This is a genomic window from Krasilnikovia sp. M28-CT-15 (assembly GCF_047159595.1).
In the GTDB taxonomy this organism is placed as follows: Bacteria; Actinomycetota; Actinomycetes; order Mycobacteriales; family Micromonosporaceae; genus Actinoplanes.
The window spans coordinates 7,175,187-7,193,685 of sequence record NZ_BAAGAK010000001.1; the positions used below are offsets into that span (position 1 = coordinate 7,175,187).

Here is an 18,499-nt window from a genome sequence, read left to right on the forward strand (position 1 = left end):
GTTAGAGATAGACCTTGCGCTGGTACACGGCGTGCGCACCGGCCACCCGATCGAGGAAGAGCTTGCCGGCGCAGTGATCGATCTCGTGTTGCAGGGCACGGGCCTCGAACGCGTCGGTGGCGAGTCGCACCGCTTCGCCCGTACCGGGCAGGACGGCCTCGACCACGATGCGGCCCGCCCGCTTGACGTCCCCGGTCAGGTCGGGCACCGACATGCAGCCCTCCCGCCCGGGCCGCCACCGGCTGGCCTCCACGACCCGCGCGTTGCAGAGCACGAACGTGCCGTGGGTGGTCGCGGTCTTCGGGTGCTGGGTGACGTCCACGCTGAACACCTGCGCGCTCACCCCTACCTGCGGGGCGGCCAGGCCGACACAGCCGGGCGAGACCCGCATCGTGGCCACCAGGTCGGCCGCGAGCTGCACGATCTCCGGATCGGTCGGGTCGACCTCGGCGCCTGGGCGGCCGAGCACCGGCTCGGGCGCCGTGACCACCGGCAGCACCCGGCCCGCCACCCCGAGGACGTCGGGCTTCCAGTCGGCGAGGGCGTCGTTCACAGGACGTCCGACTCCGCCGGGCGCAGCGTCACGTCGACACCCAGCTCGTCGGCGGCCACGGCGAGCGCGGTGGCCAGGTCGCCCGCCACACCCGGCGGCAGGTCGACCTCGGCGACCAGCACGTACAGGGGACCGGTCAGGCGGGTGGTGAGGTCGGTGATGTTGCCGCCGCCGGCGGCGACCACACGGGTGACCGCGGCGACGATGCCGAGCCGGTCGGCCCCGTGCACGCTGAGCAGGTACGGCTCCCCGACCGGTTCGGTGTCCGACTCCGGCGGCACGGAACGCACCGTGGCCAGCAGCCTGCCGTCCGCGCTGATCGGCTGCAGCGCCTTCTCCACCGCCTCGACGGTGGGCCCGGTGCAGATCAGGGTCATCGCGAAATGCCCCCGCAGCCGGGTCATGGTGGAGTCGGACAGGTTGGCGCCGACCCCGGCCAGTGCTTCGGCTACGTCTGCGACGATGCCGGTCCGGTCCGGTCCGATGACGGTGATGGCGAGCTCGTTCACAGGACCTAGGGTAGGACCCACCATGACGCTCGCTGACGACGCCATCCAGTGGTACGACCGCAATGCCCGCGATCTGCCGTGGCGCCGGCCCGGCACCACCCCCTGGGGGGTGCTGGTGAGCGAGGTGATGCTCCAGCAGACCCCCGTGGTCCGCGTGACCCCCGCCTGGCAGGCCTGGATGACCCGCTGGCCGACACCGGCCGACCTGGCGCAGGATCCCCCGTCCGAGGCCATCCGGATGTGGGGGCGCCTCGGTTACCCGCGCCGGGCGATGCGGTTGCAAGCGTGCGCGGTGGCGCTGGTCGAGCGGCACGGCGGCCGGGTTCCGGACGACCTGACCGAGCTGCTGGCGCTGCCCGGGATCGGCACGTACACGGCGCGTGCGGTGGCGACGTTCGCCTTTGGGCAGCGTCACCCGGTCGTGGACACCAACGTGCGCCGGGTGGTGGCGCGCGCGGTGGCCGGGGAGCCCGACGCGGGCGCCGCCACCACCGCCGCGGACCTGACCGCGATGGCGGAGCTGCTACCCCCCGCACCCGAACGGGCGGCCCGGGCCAGCATCGCCTTCATGGAGCTGGGGGCGGTCGTGTGCACCGCCCGGTCGCCGCGCTGCCCCGAGTGCCCGTTCGCGGCGGTCTGCGCGTGGCGGCTGAGCGGCGCCCCGGCACCGTCCGGCCCGACCCGCCGCCCCCAGCGGTACGCGGGCACCGACCGTCAGGTGCGCGGCCTGCTGCTGGAGGTGCTGCGGCACGCCACCGGCCCGGTGCCGCGCCAGCGGCTGGACGTGGTGTGGGCGGACGAGGTGCAGCGGGCGCGGGCCCTGTCCGGCCTCGTGGACGACGGGCTGGTGGAGGCGCTGGGGTCGGACGCGGACCGGTTCGTGCTGGCCGGTGACGCGGACCGGGCCGACGTCCAGCAGCTCTGAGACGCACGACGGCCCGGCGCCGCGCGGCGCCGGGCCGTTGTTCACAGTGCGCTGATCACTCCTCGGCGGCGGCCGCCCCGAGGTCGGCGGGGACGGCGTCCGGGACCACGGAGCCCCGGTCGGCGCCGGAGAAGGTCAGCTTGGACTTCTCCACCTGGGCCGGGTCGCCCTCGCAGTCCACGACGACGATCTGGCCGGGGCGCAGCTCGTTGAAGAGGATCTGCTCGGACAGGGTGTCCTCCAGTTCCCGCTGGATCGTCCGGCGCAGCGGCCGGGCGCCCAGGACCGGGTCGAAGCCCTTGTTGGCCAGGTACTTCTTCGCGTTGTCCGTCAGCTCGAGGCCCATGTCCTTGTTCTTGAGCTGGGCCTCGATCCGCGCGGTGAAGATGTCGACGATCTGCAGGATCTCTTCCTGGCGCAGCTGGTGGAAGACGATCGTGTCGTCGATGCGGTTGAGGAACTCCGGGCGGAAGTGCTGCTTCAGCTCGTCGTTGACCTTCACCTTCATCCGCTCGTAGTTGCTCTCCTCGGCCTCGGAGGCCTGGAAGCCGAGCGACACCGCCTTGGCCACGTCGCGCGTGCCCAGGTTGGTGGTCAGGATGATCACCGTGTTCTTGAAGTCCACGATGCGGCCCTGGCCGTCGGTCAGGCGACCGTCCTCCAGGATCTGCAGCAGCGTGTTGAACACGTCCGGGTGGGCCTTCTCGATCTCGTCGAAGAGGACCACGGAGAACGGCTTGCGACGCACCTTCTCGGTGAGCTGGCCGCCCTCGTCGTATCCCACGTAGCCGGGAGGGGCACCGACGAGGCGGGACACCGTGTACCGGTCGTGGAACTCGGACATGTCGAGCTGGATCAGCGCGTCCTCGGAGCCGAACAGGAACTCCGCGAGCGCCTTGGAGAGCTCGGTCTTACCGACGCCGGACGGGCCGGCGAAGATGAACGAGCCGGACGGCCGCTTCGGGTCCTTGAGCCCGGCGCGGGTACGCCGGATCGCCTTGGACACCGCCTGCACGGCGTCCTCCTGGCCGATGACCCGCTTGTGCAGCTCATCCTCCATGCGCAGCAGCCGGGAGGTCTCCTCCTCGGTCAGCTTGTAGACCGGGATGCCGGTCCAGTTGCCGAGGACCTCGGCGATCTGCTCGTCGTCGACCTCGGACACGACGTCGAGGTCGCCCGCCTTCCATTCCTTCTCCCGCTGCGCCTTCTGGCCGAGCAGCTGCTTCTCCTTGTCGCGCAGCTGGGCGGCGCGCTCGAAGTCCTGCGCGTCGATCGCGGACTCCTTGTCGCGGCGCACCTGGGCGATGCGCTCGTCGAAGTCGCGCAGGTCCGGCGGCGCGGTCATCCGGCGGATGCGCATCCGGGCCCCGGCCTCGTCGATCAGGTCGATCGCCTTGTCCGGCAGGAACCGGTCCGAGATGTACCGGTCGGCCAGCGTCGCCGCGGCGACCAGGGCCGCGTCGGTGATGCTGATCCGGTGGTGCGCCTCGTAGCGGTCGCGCAGGCCCTTGAGGATCTCGATGGTGTGCGCCAGGGACGGCTCGCCGACCTGGATGGGCTGGAAGCGGCGCTCCAGCGCGGCGTCCTTCTCCAGGTGCTTGCGGTACTCGTCCAGCGTGGTGGCGCCGATCGTCTGCAGCTCGCCGCGGGCCAGCATGGGCTTGAGGATGCTGGCGGCGTCGATCGCGCCCTCGGCGGCACCCGCACCGACGAGGGTGTGGATCTCGTCGATGAACAGGATGATGTCGCCGCGGGTGCGGATCTCCTTGAGCACCTTCTTGAGGCGCTCCTCGAAGTCACCGCGGTAGCGGGAACCGGCGACCAGCGCACCGAGGTCGAGCGTGTAGAGCTGCTTGTCCTTGAGCGTCTCGGGCACCTCGCCCTTGACAATGGACTGCGACAGGCCCTCGACGACGGCGGTCTTGCCGACGCCCGGCTCGCCGATCAGGACGGGGTTGTTCTTGGTACGGCGGGAGAGCACCTGCATGACCCGCTCGATTTCCTTCTCCCGGCCGATGACCGGGTCGAGCTTGCCCTCGCGGGCGGCCTGCGTGAGGTTGCGGCCGAACTGGTCGAGCACCAGCGAGGTGGACGGGGCGGCCTCGCCCGCCGCCGCGCCGGCCGCGGCCGGCTCCTTGCCCTGGTAGCCCGAGAGCAGCTGGATGACCTGCTGGCGGACCCGGTTGAGATCGGCGCCGAGCTTGACCAGCACCTGGGCGGCGACGCCCTCACCCTCGCGGATCAGCCCGAGCAGGATGTGCTCCGTGCCGATGTAGTTGTGGCCGAGCTGCAGCGCTTCGCGCAGCGACAGCTCCAGCACTTTCTTGGCGCGCGGCGTGAACGGGATGTGCCCGCTCGGCGCCTGCTGACCCTGGCCGATGATCTCTTCGACCTGCTGGCGGACGCCCTCCAGAGAGATGCCGAGGCTCTCCAGAGCCTTGGCGGCGACGCCCTCGCCCTCGTGGATCAGGCCGAGCAGGATGTGCTCGGTCCCGATGTAGTTGTGGTTGAGCATCCGGGCCTCTTCTTGGGCCAGGACGACAACCCGTCGCGCTCGGTCGGTGAACCGCTCGAACATGCCCTCGTGCTCCTCACGTGCCGTGCGCCAATGGTCTGGCGGGGCCAGCGCACGGGCATCGGTGATACCCGTGCTGTAACTCTATCGCCGCCGGGTGACTCCGCCGGGGCCGTCACGGCCCCTCGGCGTACCCGGTGCGGATGTTTTCCCCAACCTCCCACGCTCAACCGGTGTTCCCCACCCCACGGGAGTACGCGCACAGCGAAATCCCGGCGTGGAAGCCACCCGGACAGCCTGTCCACAGCCTGTGGACAACGTTGTCCACCCCTGTGGATAACCGTACGCAAGCGGCGCCGCGTACGAGCCGAAAGCAGCAGGGTCCGCGGCGCCGTGCGCCGCGGACCCTGCGAATGCCGACCGACTAGCGGCCCGGCCCCTTGGCGTGGAACTCGTCCACGATCTCCTGGGGGATCCGGCCCCGGTCGCTGATCTCCTTACCGGCCTTCTTCGCCCACTCGCGGATGGCCTTGTTCTGCTCACGGTCGGCGGTGGCGCCGCCGCGGCCGCGGGCGGCCCGGCCGCCCACCACGACTCCACCGCGCGCCACCTTCGAGCCTGCGGCGACGTACTGAGCGAAGACGTCCCGCAATTTGGCTGCGTTCTTCTCCGACAGGTCGATCTCGTACTGAATGCCGTCGAGGGCGAACTTCACAGTCTCGTCGGCGTCGCCACCGTCGAGGTCATCGACCAGCTTGTGAATGATCTGCTTGGCCACGCGCCGTTATCCTCCCGAACACAGGTTCGCTCCGCACTAATAGGAGAACAATAACGCTTTGCCCGCACGATCCGTCAATCCAGGGGTGGTGATTGTCCGCGGCGGGATCCGAAATGACCCCGCCGGCCGGGCCAAAACCGCCGGGTGCTACTCGGGACGCACGAGCGGGAAGAGGATGGTTTCCCGAATCCCCAGACCGGTCAGCGCCATCAGGAGCCGGTCGATTCCCATTCCCATGCCACCCGCGGGTGGCATTCCGTACTCCATGGCGCGCAGGAAATCCTCGTCCAGGCGCATCGCTTCGGCGTCACCCTTCGCCGCCAGCAGGGACTGCGCCACCAGACGTTCGCGCTGCACCACCGGGTCGACCAGCTCCGAGTACGCGGTGGCCAGCTCGAAGCCCGCCACGTACAGGTCCCACTTCTCGGTCAGGCCCGGCGTGTGCCGGTGTGCCCGGGTCAGCGGGGTGGTCTCCTCGGGGTAGTCGCGCACGAACGTGGGTGCCTGCAGCGTCGGCTGGACGAGGTGCTCGAACAGCTCCTCGGCCAGCTTCCCGGCGCTCCACTTCGGGTCCACGGAGAGATCGTGCTTTTCCGCGTACCGCAGCAGTTGCGCCATATCGGTACGGATCGTCACTTCTTCGCCGATGGCCTCGGACAACGAGCCGAACAGGGTGACCGAACGCCACTGCCCGCCCAGGTCCAGCTCGGTGCCGTCGTGGTGGGTCACGACATGCGAGCCGGCGATGGCGTACGCGGCCTCCTGAATCCACTCGCGGACCTGGTTCTGCATCACGTCGTAGTCGGCATACGCCTGGTACGCCTCGAGCATCGCGAACTCCGGCGAGTGGGTGGAGTCCATGCCCTCATTGCGGAAGTTGCGGTTGATCTCGAAGACCCGCTCGATCCCGCCGACCACGCACCGCTTCAAAAAGAGTTCCGGGGCGATACGAAGATAGAGATCCGTGTCCAAAGCGTTGCTGTGCGTCACAAACGGACGAGCGGTCGCGCCACCGTGCAGCAACTGCAACATTGGCGTTTCCACTTCGAGATAATTGCGCGCAAAGAGCGACTCGCGAAGGCTGCGCACCACGGTCGCCCGGGTCCGCACCACGTCCCGAGCCTGCGGGCGGACGATCAGGTCGACATAACGCTGCCGGACCCGGGTCTCCTCGCTCAACGGCTTGTGTGCGACCGGCAGCGGCCGCAGCGCCTTCGCGGTGATCTCCCACGAGTCTGCCAGCACGGACAGCTCACCGCGCCGACTGGTGATCACCTCACCGGTCACCCCGACGAGGTCACCGAGGTCCACCAGGCGCTTCCAGTCCTCCAGGCGGTCCGCGCCGACCCGATCCAGGGAGAGCATGGCCTGCAACTCGGTCCCGTCGCCGTCGCGCAGCGTGGCGAAGCACAGCTTGCCGCCGTTGCGAACGAAGATCACCCGGCCGGTCACCCCGACCGTGTCCCCGCTGGCGGTGTCGGTCGCCAGGTCCGCATACCGCTCGCGGACCTCGGCCAGCGTCGCGGTCCGGGCGAAGCCGACCGGGTACGGCTCCGTGCCGTCCGCCAGCATGCGGTCCCGCTTGGCCCGGCGGACCCGCATCTGCTCGGGAAGGTCCTCGGCGGGGTCGACGGCGGGCTGGTTCTGCTGCTCGGTCACGGCACGGCTCTCTGTCGGGGGCGAACGGAAGTCGGGGAAAAGGTTACTCAGGCCGCCTCAGACGTTCCGCTCATATACCATCCGCAGCCCGATCAGGGTGATCATCGGCTCGTGCGCGGTGATCGTCCGGCACTCGTCCTTGACCAGCCCGGCCAGCCCCCCGGTGGCGATGACCGCGCGCACCGACCCCAGCTCCTCGATCATCCGCTCCACGATCCGGTCCACCTGGCCCGCGAAGCCGAAATACATCCCCGACTGCAGGCACTCGACCGTGTTCTTGCCGATCACGGACCGCGGCGCCGCGGGCTCGACCTTGCGCAGCTGGGCCGCCCGGGCCGCCAGCGCGTCGAAGGAGATCTCGATGCCCGGCGCGAAAGCCCCGCCGAGGAACTCCCCCTTCGCGCTGATCACGTCGAAGTTCGTGGTGGTGCCGAAGTCGACCACGATCGACGGGCCGCCGTACAGGGCGTGCGCGGCCAGCGTGTTGACCACCCGGTCCGCGCCGACCTCCTTGGGGTTGTCGATCGCCAGCTGCACGCCGGTCTTCACCCCCGGCTCGACGATCACGTTCGGCAGGTTGCCGTAGTAGCGGGCCAGCATCGTGCGCAGCGAGCGCAGCGCGGCCGGCACGGTCGAGCACGCGGCCACGCCGGTGATCTCCACGTTGTCGCCCGCCAGCAGGCCACGGAACATCAGCCCCAGCTCGTCGGCGGTCGAGCGGGCGTCCGTCTTGATCCGCCAGCTGTGCACCAGCTTGTCGCCGTCGAAGGTGGCCAGGACCGTGTTCGTGTTGCCGATGTCAATGCACAAGAGCACGAGCAAACCCTAAGACCTGAGGATCACGTACGGGTGCACCCGCCCCCAACCGCAGCGCCACCTCACCGGGCTCGCAGGTCCAGCGCGATGTCGAGGATCGGCGAGGAGTGCGTCAGACCGCCCACGGAGAGGTAGTCCACTCCGGTGGCGGCGTACGCGTCGACGGTCTCCAGGGTGAGATTCCCGGTGGCTTCCAGCTCCGCCCGGTCCCCCACCGCCACGACCACCTCACGCAGCAGCTCGGGCGTCATGTTGTCGCAGAGCAGGAAGTCGGCCCCGGCGTCGACCGCCTCCCGCGCCTCGGCCAGCGTGGTCACCTCCACCTGCACCGCGACCTCGGGGAACGCCGCCCGCACCGCCCGGTACGCCGCGGTGACGCTGCCCGCCGCCAGCTTGTGGTTGTCCTTGATCATCGCGACGTCGTACAGGCCCATGCGCTTGTTCGTGCCGCCGCCCGCGCGGACCGCGTACTTTTCCAGGGCCCGCAGGCCCGGGGTGGTCTTGCGGGTGTCCAGCACGAGCGCCTTCGTGCCCGCCAGCGCCTCCGCCCACCGGCGGGTGTGCGTGGCGACCCCGGACATCCGGCACAGCAGGTTCAGCGCGGTGCGCTCGGCGGTGAGCAGGGCCTGGGTCGGGCCGGTGACGACGGCCAGCACGTCGCCGCGGACCACCCGGTCACCATCGGCGGCGACCGGCGTGAAGGTCGCCGCGCCGCCGGAGGTGACCGCGAAGACCCAGGCCGCCACACCGAGACCCGCGACGACGCCGGGCGCCCGGGCGACCAGCTCGGCGGTGTCCACCTGCTCGGCCGGGATCGTCGCCGCGCTGGTCACGTCCCGCGGCGGATCCCCGAGATCCTCGGCGAGCGCGACGCGCACGATCCGCTCCACCGCCGCCGGATCCAGCCCCGCCCCCAGCTCGACCGGCCCGCCGCCGGTGCGCTCGGTCATGCCCTGCCCGCCGGGCATGCCCTCGTTGCCCTCGCTGCACACGGTCATGCCATCTCCTCGAAACTCTGGGTCAGGGTGCCGCCCGCGTCGATCGCGGTCAGCAGGTGGCCGCGCCACTCGTCGGCGGCGGTCGGGTAGTCCTCGCGCCAGTGGCAACCCCGCGTCTCCCGGCGGGCGGTCGCGGACGCCACCAGCGCGCAGGCGACCGTGAGCAGGTTCGTCGCCTCCCAGGCCGCGTTACGCGGGGTGCCGCGCTGCTCGGCGAGGCGGGACAGCTCCTTGGCCGTTCCGGCGAGGGAGTCGGCCGAGCGCAGCACGCCTGCGCCGCGGGTCATGGCGCGCTGCAGCTCGCCGCGCACCGCCGGGGCGGCCACCCAGCCGGGGGCGCCGGGGACCGGCACCGGGTCCGCCTGCGGGGGCAGGTCGCGCCCCAGCTCGTCGGCGATCCGGCGGGCGAACACCAGGCCCTCGAGCAGGGAGTTGCTGGCCAGCCGGTTCGCGCCGTGCACCCCGGTGCAGGCGACCTCGCCGCAGGCGTACAGGCCGGGGATGGAGGTCCGGCCGTGCAGGTCCGTACGGACCCCGCCGGACGCGTAGTGGGCGGCGGGGGCGACCGGGATGAGGTCGGTGGCGGGGTCGACCCCGGCGGCCCGGGTGGAGGCCACGATCGTCGGGAACCGCTGTTCCAGGAACTCCTTGCCCAGATGGCGGGCATCCAGGTACACGTGGTCGGCGCCGGTCGCGCGCAGCACCCGGTGGATGCCCTTGGCGACCACGTCGCGGGGGGCCAGTTCGGCCAGCTCGTGCTGGCCGACCATGAACCGGGTGCCGGACTCGTCGACCAGGTGGGCGCCCTCCCCGCGCAACGCCTCGGAGATCAGCGGGCGCTGCACCGAGGTGATGCTGGCGGTCATGAACGAGGTCGGGTGGAACTGCACGAACTCCACGTCGGTGACCTCGGCGCCGGCGCGCATCGCCAGGGCCACCCCGTCGCCGGTCGAGACCGAGGGGTTGGTGGTGGAGGCGTACACCTGGCCCATGCCGCCGGTGGCCAGCACGACCGCGCGGGCCAGGATGGCGCCCACGCCGTCCTCGCTGCCCTCGCCGAGCACGTGCAGGGTGATACCGCAGGCGCGGCCGTCGGCGGCGCGCAGCAGGTCGAGCACGAGCGCGTGCTCGACCAGCCGGATCCACGGGTCGCGGCGGACCGCCGCGTGCAGGGCGCGCTGCACCTCGGCGCCGGTGGCGTCGCCGCCCGCGTGCACGATCCGGTCGGCGCGGTGACCGCCCTCGCGGGTCAGCATGAGCGAGCCGTCGGGGTTGCGGTCGAACGCGGCGCCCATCCGGATCAGCTCGCGGATCCGCGCGGGACCCTCCTCGACCAGCACCCGGACGGCGGCGGGGTCGCACAACCCCACCCCGGCGATCTCGGTGTCGAACGCGTGCGCCTCCGGGGTGTCCAGCGGGCCGAGCACAGCCGCGATGCCGCCCTGGGCCCAACGGGTGGAGCCGTCATCGATGTTGACCTTGGTGACGACGGTGACGTGCAGTCCGGCCTCGCGCAGGTGCAGCGCGGCGGTCAGGCCCGCCACGCCGGAGCCGACCACCACCACGTCGGTGGTCTCGGCCCAGCCGGGGTCGGCGGCGGCGAGGCGGCGCGGCAGCGCCGGGAGATCCGCTTCATGCGACATTTGCTCAGTCAACCTCGCCCGTGCGCGGACATCGAGCCGGGGGCGCGTTTAGTGCTCGGAGTTACTCGGACAAGCCCGGCGTTACTTGTACAGGATCGGCAGTCCGGCGTTGCCCTTGCCCTTCACCGACGCGGTGAGCGTGGCGCCGTCCACCCAGAGGTAGCAGCGCACCGCGTGGTCGCCGAGCGCCCACACGTCCGCGCCGCCGGGCAGCGACACCACGCCGGTGCGGTACTGCTGATCCGCGTCGTTGGGCACGCCGGCGTACTTGGCGATGAGCGAGCGGCAGCCGGCGTGGAACTTGGCCCACTGGGCGTCGGTCTTCGGGTACGGCAGGTTGCCCGCGTTCCAGACTCCGACGAACTCGGCGTTGTGCTTGGCCGTGCATGCGGCGGGCGGCATGGTGTCGATCGCACCGGTGGCGTCCACCTTGACGGCGTAGCAGGTGAGCAGCAGTGGCGAGAAGGGCTGGGCCAGCGCCCCCTTGAGGCTGCCGGTGCGCTGGACCGCGCCACCACCGTCCTCGACCGAGGTCACCTCGACCAGATCGCACCGGAACCAGCGGGCGCCACCGGTCCACGCCGCCGCGGACGGCTGGGTGACGCCGATCCACAGGCGGGCGTTGCGCCACGCCCCGCCAACAAACGACGCGGTGTTCAGGTCACAGGTCCGGTACGCCTGGCTCGCCGCCGCGGAGGCCGCCGGTGGCGGGGTGGCCGCGTCCGGGTACCGGCCGACGAACACGGTCTCGCTGCGGTGCTGCTGAGTGCAGTCGACCTGCTCGTACGTCGAGCGCGGCCCGACCGGGGCGTACGCGGCTGCGTGGCAGGTCGCGGCGGCCGGGGTGAAGCCGGTGGGGGCCGCGATGGGGGTCCAGTCGTCGGTGAGGTTGCCGTCGACCCCGGCCGGCAGGGCACATCCCGCGCCGAGGGCCAGCACGACCAGGCCCGCGGCGACCAGCCCGCCGAGACGGGCATGAAGGCGGCGTCGCATGAACCCCTGCCTCCCGAGCGCCACAGATGTCCCTTTTGTCAATCATATGGCATTCGTTCCGGAGCGCCCATGGTCCCGATGCCGCAATGGATCCACGGCCGCCCACACCGGCGCGGCCGTCGGAGCGCGACTCAGCCGCGGGCCAAGGATCAGGCGCGGGACAGGATCAGGCGCGGGACAGGGTCAGGTCGCCGCGGACCAGGTCGTCGGCCATGCCGGGCACCGCGCCCGCCGGGTCGGCGTCCAGCGAGATGATGTTGTTCTGCGCATCGACGTGCACGATCCGCGGCTCGTACGCGCGGGCCGCCTCCGTGTCCATCTGCCCGTACGAGATCAGGATGACCAGGTCGCCGGGGTGCACCAGGTGGGCGGCGGCACCGTTGATGCCGATCACGCCGCTGCCGCGCTCGCCCGGGATCACGTACGTCTCCAGGCGCGCCCCGTTGGTCACGTCCACGATCGCGACCTGTTCGCCGGGGAGCAGGTCGGCGGCGTCCAACAGGTCGGCATCCACGGTCACCGAGCCGACGTAATGCAGGTCGGCCTGGGTCACCGTGGCCCGGTGGATCTTCGACTTGAGCATCGTGCGCAGCATCATGCGGCAATCTCCAGCTGGAGCGGGACGTTGTCGATCAGGCGGGTACTGCCGACCCGGGCTGCCACGAGCAGCCGGGCCGGTCCGTGCGCCGGGGTGGGCCCCAGCTCCGGGTCGGTGAGGGCAAGATAGTCGACCTGCACGCCCGTACTGTCGGCCAGGATCGCCGCCGCTGCAGCGAGTGCGGCCTCGGCCCCGGTCTGCGCGGCGCCGGCCCGCAGCGCGCGCGAGAGCGCGAGCGCGGCCGCGCGCTCGTCGGCCGACAGGTAGCGGTTGCGACTCGACAGCGCCAGGCCGTCCGGCTCGCGGACGGTCGGCACCCCGCGGATCTCGACGGCGATGTCGAGGTCGCGGACCATGCGGGTGATGAGCGCGAGCTGCTGGTAGTCCTTCTCGCCGTAGAACGCCAGGTGGGCCCGGGTCAGCAGGAGCAGCTTGCAGACCACGGTCAGCATCCCGGCGAAGTGTCCCGGGCGGCTGGCGCCCTCCAGGATCGTGCCGAGCGGGCCCGCCTCCAAGGTCACCGACGGCTGGCCGCCGGGATACATCTCCTCGCGGGCCGGGGCGAACACCACGTCGACCCCCTCGGCCCGGCACGCCTCCAGGTCGCTGTCCAGGGTGCGCGGGTAGCGCTCGTAGTCCTCGTTCGGGCCGAACTGCAGCGGGTTCACGAAGATCGTCACGATGACGTGGTCGGCGTTGCGACGCGCGGCCCGCATCAGCTCGCGGTGACCCTCGTGCAGCGCGCCCATCGTCATGACCACGGCGACCGTGCCGGGCAGGGCCTTGCGGGCGGCCTCCAGCTCGGCGCGGGTGTGCACCAGATCCGTCACGGTGCTACCTCCTCAGCTCGTCCCGCCCCATCGGCCGGCCACGCTTCGGCCGGCCACGCTTCGGCCGGCCATGCCTGGGCCGGCCGTGCCTGGGCCAGCCATGCCTGGGCCGGCTCTGCGTCGGCCCGGGCCGCGTGGGCCAGCACGTCGAGCAGGGCAACCGCGTCCTGCGGTCGCAGGCGGCCCGCCGCGATCGCCCGGTCCGCCGTGCGCCGGGCCAGTGCCAGGTAGGCGGGCACGGCCTCGGCCGGGATGCGGTCCAGATGCTTGTGTACGGTGCCCGCGTCGCCCCGCGACACCGGGCCGGTCAGCGCCGCGTCACCCAGCCGCAGCGCGTTCTCCAGCGCGGCACGCAGCAACGGCGCCAGCACCGTCCCCGGCCGCTCGACCCCGGCCGCGCGCAGCAGGTCGGCGGCCTCGTTGACCAGGGTGACCAGGTGGTTCGCGCCGTGCGCCAGCGCGGCGTGATACACCGGCCGGGCGTCCTCCGCGACCCACTCCGGCACCCCGCCCAGGTCCGTGACCAGCCGGGCGGCGAAGGGACGCAGCGGCCCCGGGGCCGTCAGGCCGTACGCGATGCCGGGCAGCCGGTCCAGGTCGGCGGACTCGCCCGTGAACGTCATGGCGGGGTGCAGCGCGATCCCGGCGGTCTCCCCCAGGACGGCGACACCGTGCGCGCCGGAGGTGTGCGCCACGATCTGACCCGCGGGCTGGGCACCGGTCGCCCGCAGCCCCGTCACCACCCCCGCGAGGGCGTCATCGGGAACGGCCAGCAGCAGCAGATCGGTCGCAGCGTGGGCGACCTGGTCGACCGGGAGTACGGCAGCCTGCGGCAACAGCCGGGCGATGCGGTCACGGGAGGCCGTGGAGACCCCCGCGGCGGCGACCACACGGTGGCCCGCGGCGGCCAGGGCCGCGCCCAGGACGGCGCCCACCCGCCCGGCGCCGACAACGCCGACGACCAGCGGTTCGGCCCGGTCTCGGGCGCGCGGCACTGCGCTCATGATGGGATCCAGTCCTCAGCGATTGGGGTACCGGTCGAGGAGAAGTATGCGCCGACGTAACACACCGGTGACAACCACCTGTGAACAACGGCACCCGACCTCAACCTAGGGTGGCGGTGTGACGGGGCGGCAGGTCGGATGGCGCACGGCGATGACCGACGCCCTGTACGGCGACGCCGGCTTCTTCACCCGCGGTGCGGCGGGCCCGGCCGGGCACTTCCGGACCAGCGTGCACGCCTCGCCGCTGTTCGCCGGAGCGCTGCACCGGCTGATCGGGCGCATCGACGCCGCGCTGCGGCACCCGCCGAGATTCGACGTGGTGGACGTCGGCGCCGGAGGCGGCGAACTGCTGGCCGCGCTGCGCCCCCTGCTGGCCGACACGCTCGGCCCCCGAGCCCGGCTCACCGGGGTCGAGGTGGCACCCCGCCCGCCCGGCCTGGACACCTCGATCGGGTGGCGCCACGACGTCCCGCACGGCGTGGTGGGCCTGCTGGTGGCCACCGAATGGCTGGACAACGTCCCGCTCGACGTGGTCGAAGCGGACCGGGACGGCCGGGTGCGCCGGGTCCTGGTCGAGCCGGACACCGGCGCCGAGTCGCTGGGTGGACCGGCCGACGCCGCGGAGGCGTTCTGGCTGGCCCGGTGGTGGCCGGTCAGGTCGCCCGGGGACCGGGCCGAGATCGGCTGGCCCCGCGACGTCGCCTGGGCGGACGCCGTGTCGGCGGTGCGCCGGGGGTGTGCGCTCGCGGTGGACTACGGGCACGTCCGCTCCGAGCGGCCGCCGCTGGGCACGCTCACCGGGTTCCGGGCGGGACGGCAGGTGCCGCCGGTGCCGGACGGCGGCTGCGACGTCACCGCGCACGTGGCCGTCGACGCGGTGGCGGTGGGGACCGGCAGCCCGTACGTGCTGCTGCGGCAACGGGCGGCGTTGCACGCGCTGGGGGTGTCCGCTGCCCGCCCGCCGTTGGGGCAGGCGGGCACCGACCCGGCGGGCTATCTGCGAGCGCTGAGCCGGGCGGGCGCCGCGGCCGAACTCACTGACGCGGCCGGGCTCGGCGGGCACTGGTGGCTGCTGCACGGCATCGACATCGACCCGCCCCTGACCGAAGTCCCCACCGACCCCGCTCGCCCAGCCCACTCCTCAGAGCCCGAGTAGCCGGCTCGAATGAGGTCCGGCGCGACATGCGTGGGATCCGGGCGGCGGGGCGCGCGCCCGCGCACCATCCAACGGTGGGGGGACCCCTACGATCGGAGATCGTGAGCAGCGATCTGCGCGAGATGACCGTCGGGACCGGCGCCGGACTCGACACGGCCGACATGGTGCTCAACATCGGGCCGCAGCACCCCTCCACGCACGGCGTACTCCGGCTGCGGCTCACCGTCGACGGGGAACGCGTCGTGGCCTGCGAGCCGATCGTCGGGTACATGCACCGGGGCGCCGAGAAGCTGTTCGAGGTGCGCGACTACCGCCAGATCATCGTGCTGGCGAACCGGCACGACTGGCTGTCCGCGTTCGCCAACGAGCTGGGCGTGGTGCTGGCCGTGGAGCGGCTGATGGGCATCGAGGTGCCCGAGCGCGCGGTCTGGTTGCGGATGGCGCTGGCCGAGCTGAACCGGGTCCTCAACCACCTGATGTTTCTCGGCTCGTACCCGCTGGAGATCGGCGCGATCACGCCCATCTTCTACGCCTTCCGGGAACGGGAGACGCTGCAGACCGTGCTGGAGGAAGTCTCCGGCGGGCGCATCCACTACATGTTCAACCGGGTCGGCGGGCTGAAGGAGGAGGTGCCCGCGGGCTGGACCCGGCGGGCCCGGGAGGCCATCGCGCAGGTGCGCCGGCGGATGCCCGACCTCGACCGGCTGATCCGCAACAACGACATCTTCCTCGCCCGGACGGTCGGGGTGGGCGTGCTGACCGCCGAGCAGGCCGCCGCATACGGGGCCTCCGGGCCGGTCGCGCGGGCCAGCGGGCTCGACATCGACCTGCGCCGCGACGAGCCGTACCTCGCGTACGACCAGCTGGACGTGCCCGTGGTGACCCGGACCGCCGGTGACTGCCACGCCCGCTTCGAGGTGCTACTGGATCAGGTGTACGTCTCGCTGACCCTCGCCGAGCAGTGCCTCGACCGGGTCGACCAGCTGGGCGGGCCGGTCAACGTCCGGCTGCCGAAGGTGGTCAAGGCACCCGAGGGGCACACGTACGCGTGGACCGAGAACCCGCTCGGCATCAACGGGTATTACCTCGTGTCGCGTGGCGAGAAGACGCCGTGGCGGATGAAGCTGCGCACCGCCTCGTACGCGAACGTGCAGGCGCTGGCCACCCTCATCCCGGGCTGCCTGGTGCCGGATCTGATCGCGATCCTGGGCTCGATGTTCTTCGTGGTCGGCGACATCGACAAGTAGCCGGTGGTCCGGACCGGCCTCCCGGTGGGCGGCGGTCACCAGCGGCTGCGCTGATCCCGGTGCCCGGACGGCTGGCGCCAGTCGTACTCGTCGCCCAGCGGGTCCGGGTCGTACGGGTCCGGCGCGGTCACGCCGTAACCGGGATCGCCGGGCTCGGGCCCGTACTCGAATTCGTCGTCGGTGTCGTCGGGGCGGGCCCGGCGCCCGGTGTAGCCGAGATCCACGGCGGTGATGTCGGCCCGGCGTCTCCCGCGCCCGTCCACCGGACGGTGGCCGGTGTCGGCCTGGGGAGTCGGGGCGGGCGACGGCGCGGGGCGCGGCAACGCGGCGATCGGCGGGTTCCGCGGCGGGCGGGCGACCGACGGTGGGGGTGCGGGAACCGGGCCGCGCGGGCGCGGCAACCCGGGCCTGGCCACCCCAGTCCCGTTCGGCATCGGCGCAGTCCCGTTCGGCATCGGCGCAGCCCCGTTCGGCATCGGCGCAGTCCCGTTCGGCATCGGCGCAGCCCCAGCGGGGCCGCCTGCCCCATGCGGCATCGCGGCGGAACCGCTGGGCACGCCTGCCCCATGCGGCATCGGGGCGGAACCGCCGGACACGCCCGCCCCGGGCGGCATCGGCGCGGGCACGGTCGCGCGGCCGCCCGTGGCGGTGCCGGGCTCGACGCGGGCGGCGCCGCGGAGCTGGGTCAGTTCGTCCTGCAGGGTCTGCACGTGGTGATGGGTGGCGCGGGCAGCCGCGGCGACCTCGGCCCGCAGCTGGTCGCGCAGGGTCTCGACCTCCGCGGCGACGCGGTCCTCGACATCGATGCGCATCAGGACCGGATCGCTGCGGATCAGCAGCGAGGCTCCGATCAGCACGACGCAGACCGCGAGGAGCAGCACCGCGACGCGCATCGACGTGTCGCCGCCGAGCAGCGCCACGGTCGCCGCCACGGGGGCGAGACCGGCGCCGGCCCAGACGAGCAGGCGCGGCAGCCGGGCGCTGTGCCCTTCACGGTTTTCCTGGTGCGGTTCCCGGTCCGGCATGGTGGCAGATCGTACCCACCAGCGGGTCGGTACGAAACGGGCGGACGGGCCCCGGATGGGCGCTCCGGGGCCGTCCGTCCAGCCGGCCTCAGCCCGCGGCCAGCGCCGCGTCGGAGCTGAACACCAGCCCCACGCTGATCGTGCCCTGCTTGAGGGCCGACTTGGTGAGCGGGCCGCCCGCGTCCAGCGAGGTGAATTTCCCCGCCTGGAAGTTGTACGTCGACGCCAGCCCGGGCTGGCACTTGGGCCGCTGCGGGCATTCGGGGGGACCACCGAGGATCGTGGCCGCCCCGGAACACTTGCCCGCGAGGTCGGACAGCGTCGTGAGGCCGTACTTGTCGGCGTAGCCCTGGGTCATCGCGAACGCGTTCTGGTCCTGAGCGGACGATGGCGCACCGAAGGCCAGGCCCACCTCGCCGCCCAGCGCGGTGAGGTTGGTCATGGTGGTGTTCAGGTCGGGCGACGACGGGTCCTTGGCGCCCTTGCCCTTCACCTTGCCGCTGAGGAAGGTGGCGAGAGTGGCCGCATACTCCGGCACCACGTCGATGTCGCCCTTCTCCAGGGCGGGTTCGTAGAGCTCACGGTTGCCGATCTGCTGCACCTTGACCGTGTATCCGGCCGCGGTGAGCACGATGTTGTACAGCTCGCCGAGGGTGGCGCTCTCGGCGAAGTTCGCCGCGCCGACCCGGATCGTGCCGCCGGGGCCCTTCGCGATGCCCGCGGTCAGATTGTTCGCCGTGGCGAATTCCTGCGCCGCGGTCTTGGAGGACTTGCGGTCGACGTCGACCGCCTTGTTCAGCTCGATCAGCTTGGGGGTGTCGAGCGCGGCCGACACCTTGTCCAGCGCCGCGATCAGCTGCGGCGACGACGAGGCCTTGTGGACGGCGGGGACGACGTTGTCCGTGTTCTGCAGGTGCTTGTCGTCCGTGAGCACGACCAGCTTGTCCCCGGCGACCGGGGCGCATCCGGCGCCCGCGGCGGCGCTGGCTGGCGCGGCGGTGCCGGACGAGCCGGCCTCGCCGCAGCCGGAAAGGACGACGACCGCGGCCGCGAGGCAGCCGGTCATCGTGAACAGGTGTCGACGCATGATGCCGCCTTCTGTGTCCCGGCACGGCCCGGCGGCCGTGCCGCGTGTCCGACGGGCGGTGGTTTCCGATGCCCGCATGATGGTCAGCCGCGCGCCCCCGGCGTGCGGCACTCCCCATCCCACCCCGGGGGTACGACAACCTGCGCACCCACCGGGCTGGCGT

Annotated in this window: 17 protein-coding genes; 3 read left to right on the top strand and 14 right to left on the bottom strand. The window is 72.1% G+C overall.

Annotated features, from left to right (window positions below):
• Window position 1: 1 nt before the first annotated feature.
• Both ACMCNO_RS32960 and ACMCNO_RS32965 read right to left on the bottom strand, forming a co-directional pair.
• Window positions 2-553, bottom strand: a complete 552-nt coding sequence (locus tag ACMCNO_RS32960) for a peptide deformylase (RefSeq protein ID WP_412753313.1) — start codon at window positions 551-553, stop codon at window positions 2-4.
• Entirely contained in the window at window positions 550-1,062 is a 513-nt protein-coding gene (locus tag ACMCNO_RS32965) for a glycine cleavage system protein R (RefSeq protein WP_412753314.1), read from the bottom strand. The genes ACMCNO_RS32960 and ACMCNO_RS32965 overlap by 4 nt, the downstream gene beginning before the upstream one ends.
• Window positions 1,063-1,084: 22 nt before the next feature.
• Between ACMCNO_RS32965 and ACMCNO_RS32970 the strand changes: the two genes are divergently transcribed.
• Complete coding sequence (locus ACMCNO_RS32970; RefSeq protein WP_412753315.1) at window positions 1,085-1,987, top strand: A/G-specific adenine glycosylase; 903 nt, start codon at window positions 1,085-1,087, stop codon at window positions 1,985-1,987.
• Window positions 1,988-2,042: 55 nt separating this feature from the next.
• On the opposite strand, the gene ACMCNO_RS32975 is transcribed toward ACMCNO_RS32970, so the two are convergent.
• From ACMCNO_RS32975 to ACMCNO_RS33020, 10 genes are all read right to left on the bottom strand, one after another.
• Window positions 2,043-4,565 (bottom strand): ATP-dependent Clp protease ATP-binding subunit, encoded by a 2,523-nt coding sequence (locus ACMCNO_RS32975; protein WP_412753316.1) that lies wholly within the window; start codon window positions 4,563-4,565, stop codon window positions 2,043-2,045.
• A 361-nt stretch (window positions 4,566-4,926) separates the two neighbouring features.
• Complete coding sequence (locus ACMCNO_RS32980) at window positions 4,927-5,280, bottom strand: histone-like nucleoid-structuring protein Lsr2 (RefSeq protein ID WP_130509508.1); 354 nt, start codon at window positions 5,278-5,280, stop codon at window positions 4,927-4,929.
• Window positions 5,281-5,427: 147 nt separating this feature from the next.
• Window positions 5,428-6,882 carry a lysine--tRNA ligase gene (gene lysS, locus ACMCNO_RS32985; protein ID WP_412753892.1) on the bottom strand — a complete coding sequence of 485 codons (1,455 nt, stop codon included), beginning with the start codon at window positions 6,880-6,882 and terminating at the stop codon, window positions 5,428-5,430.
• Window positions 6,883-6,996: 114 nt separating this feature from the next.
• Window positions 6,997-7,755 (bottom strand): type III pantothenate kinase, encoded by a 759-nt coding sequence (locus tag ACMCNO_RS32990; RefSeq protein ID WP_412753317.1) that lies wholly within the window; start codon window positions 7,753-7,755, stop codon window positions 6,997-6,999.
• A 62-nt stretch (window positions 7,756-7,817) separates the two neighbouring features.
• Entirely contained in the window at window positions 7,818-8,705 is an 888-nt protein-coding gene (nadC, locus tag ACMCNO_RS32995; RefSeq protein WP_412753893.1) for a carboxylating nicotinate-nucleotide diphosphorylase, read from the bottom strand.
• A 44-nt stretch (window positions 8,706-8,749) separates the two neighbouring features.
• Window positions 8,750-10,396: an L-aspartate oxidase gene (locus tag ACMCNO_RS33000; RefSeq protein ID WP_412753318.1), complete on the bottom strand. Its 1,647-nt coding sequence runs from the start codon at window positions 10,394-10,396 to the stop codon at window positions 8,750-8,752.
• An 81-nt stretch (window positions 10,397-10,477) separates the two neighbouring features.
• Window positions 10,478-11,389, bottom strand: a complete 912-nt coding sequence (locus tag ACMCNO_RS33005; protein ID WP_412753319.1) for a septum formation family protein — start codon at window positions 11,387-11,389, stop codon at window positions 10,478-10,480.
• 166 nt (window positions 11,390-11,555) lie between these two features.
• Window positions 11,556-11,984 carry an aspartate 1-decarboxylase gene (gene panD, locus ACMCNO_RS33010; RefSeq protein ID WP_412753894.1) on the bottom strand — a complete coding sequence of 143 codons (429 nt, stop codon included), beginning with the start codon at window positions 11,982-11,984 and terminating at the stop codon, window positions 11,556-11,558.
• Window positions 11,984-12,817, bottom strand: a complete 834-nt coding sequence (panC, locus tag ACMCNO_RS33015; RefSeq protein ID WP_412753320.1) for a pantoate--beta-alanine ligase — start codon at window positions 12,815-12,817, stop codon at window positions 11,984-11,986. Before panC ends, panD begins: the two co-directional genes overlap by 1 nt.
• The gene (locus tag ACMCNO_RS33020; protein ID WP_412753321.1) at window positions 12,814-13,821 is read right to left on the bottom strand and encodes a Rossmann-like and DUF2520 domain-containing protein; all 1,008 of its coding nucleotides are present in this window, start codon (window positions 13,819-13,821) and stop codon (window positions 12,814-12,816) included. Before ACMCNO_RS33020 ends, panC begins: the two co-directional genes overlap by 4 nt.
• Window positions 13,822-13,972: 151 nt before the next feature.
• On the opposite strand from ACMCNO_RS33020, the gene ACMCNO_RS33025 reads away from it, so the two are divergent.
• Together ACMCNO_RS33025 and ACMCNO_RS33030 are read left to right on the top strand one after the other, a co-directional pair.
• Complete coding sequence (locus ACMCNO_RS33025; protein WP_412753895.1) at window positions 13,973-14,977, top strand: SAM-dependent methyltransferase; 1,005 nt, start codon at window positions 13,973-13,975, stop codon at window positions 14,975-14,977.
• A 122-nt stretch (window positions 14,978-15,099) separates the two neighbouring features.
• A complete protein-coding gene (locus ACMCNO_RS33030) occupies window positions 15,100-16,224 on the top strand; it encodes an NADH-quinone oxidoreductase subunit D (RefSeq protein WP_412753896.1) in 1,125 nt (374 codons plus the stop codon).
• Window positions 16,225-16,259: 35 nt separating this feature from the next.
• Here ACMCNO_RS33030 and ACMCNO_RS33035 read toward each other — a convergent pair whose 3' ends face one another.
• Window positions 16,260-17,249, bottom strand: a complete 990-nt coding sequence (locus tag ACMCNO_RS33035) for a hypothetical protein (RefSeq protein WP_412753322.1) — start codon at window positions 17,247-17,249, stop codon at window positions 16,260-16,262.
• A gap of 88 nt (window positions 17,250-17,337) precedes the next feature.
• Window positions 17,338-18,336: a glycine betaine ABC transporter substrate-binding protein gene (locus ACMCNO_RS33040; protein ID WP_412753323.1), complete on the bottom strand. Its 999-nt coding sequence runs from the start codon at window positions 18,334-18,336 to the stop codon at window positions 17,338-17,340.
• Between the last annotated feature and the right edge of the window lie 163 nt (window positions 18,337-18,499).

Coding starts and splice junctions, on each gene's coding strand:
- ACMCNO_RS32970 (WP_412753315.1), top strand. CDS start 1,085: ATGACGCTCGCTGACGACGCCATCCAGTGGTACGACCGCAATGCCCGC.
- ACMCNO_RS32975 (WP_412753316.1), bottom strand. CDS start 4,565: ATGTTCGAGCGGTTCACCGACCGAGCGCGACGGGTTGTCGTCCTGGCC.
- lysS (WP_412753892.1), bottom strand. CDS start 6,882: ATGCGGGTCCGCCGGGCCAAGCGGGACCGCATGCTGGCGGACGGCACG.
- nadC (WP_412753893.1), bottom strand. CDS start 8,705: ATGACCGAGCGCACCGGCGGCGGGCCGGTCGAGCTGGGGGCGGGGCTG.
- ACMCNO_RS33000 (WP_412753318.1), bottom strand. CDS start 10,396: ATGTCGCATGAAGCGGATCTCCCGGCGCTGCCGCGCCGCCTCGCCGCC.
- ACMCNO_RS33005 (WP_412753319.1), bottom strand. CDS start 11,389: ATGCGACGCCGCCTTCATGCCCGTCTCGGCGGGCTGGTCGCCGCGGGC.
- panD (WP_412753894.1), bottom strand. CDS start 11,984: ATGCTGCGCACGATGCTCAAGTCGAAGATCCACCGGGCCACGGTGACC.
- ACMCNO_RS33020 (WP_412753321.1), bottom strand. CDS start 13,821: ATGAGCGCAGTGCCGCGCGCCCGAGACCGGGCCGAACCGCTGGTCGTC.
- ACMCNO_RS33025 (WP_412753895.1), top strand. CDS start 13,973: ATGACCGACGCCCTGTACGGCGACGCCGGCTTCTTCACCCGCGGTGCG.
- ACMCNO_RS33030 (WP_412753896.1), top strand. CDS start 15,100: ATGACCGTCGGGACCGGCGCCGGACTCGACACGGCCGACATGGTGCTC.
- ACMCNO_RS33035 (WP_412753322.1), bottom strand. CDS start 17,249: ATGCCGGACCGGGAACCGCACCAGGAAAACCGTGAAGGGCACAGCGCC.
- ACMCNO_RS33040 (WP_412753323.1), bottom strand. CDS start 18,336: ATGCGTCGACACCTGTTCACGATGACCGGCTGCCTCGCGGCCGCGGTC.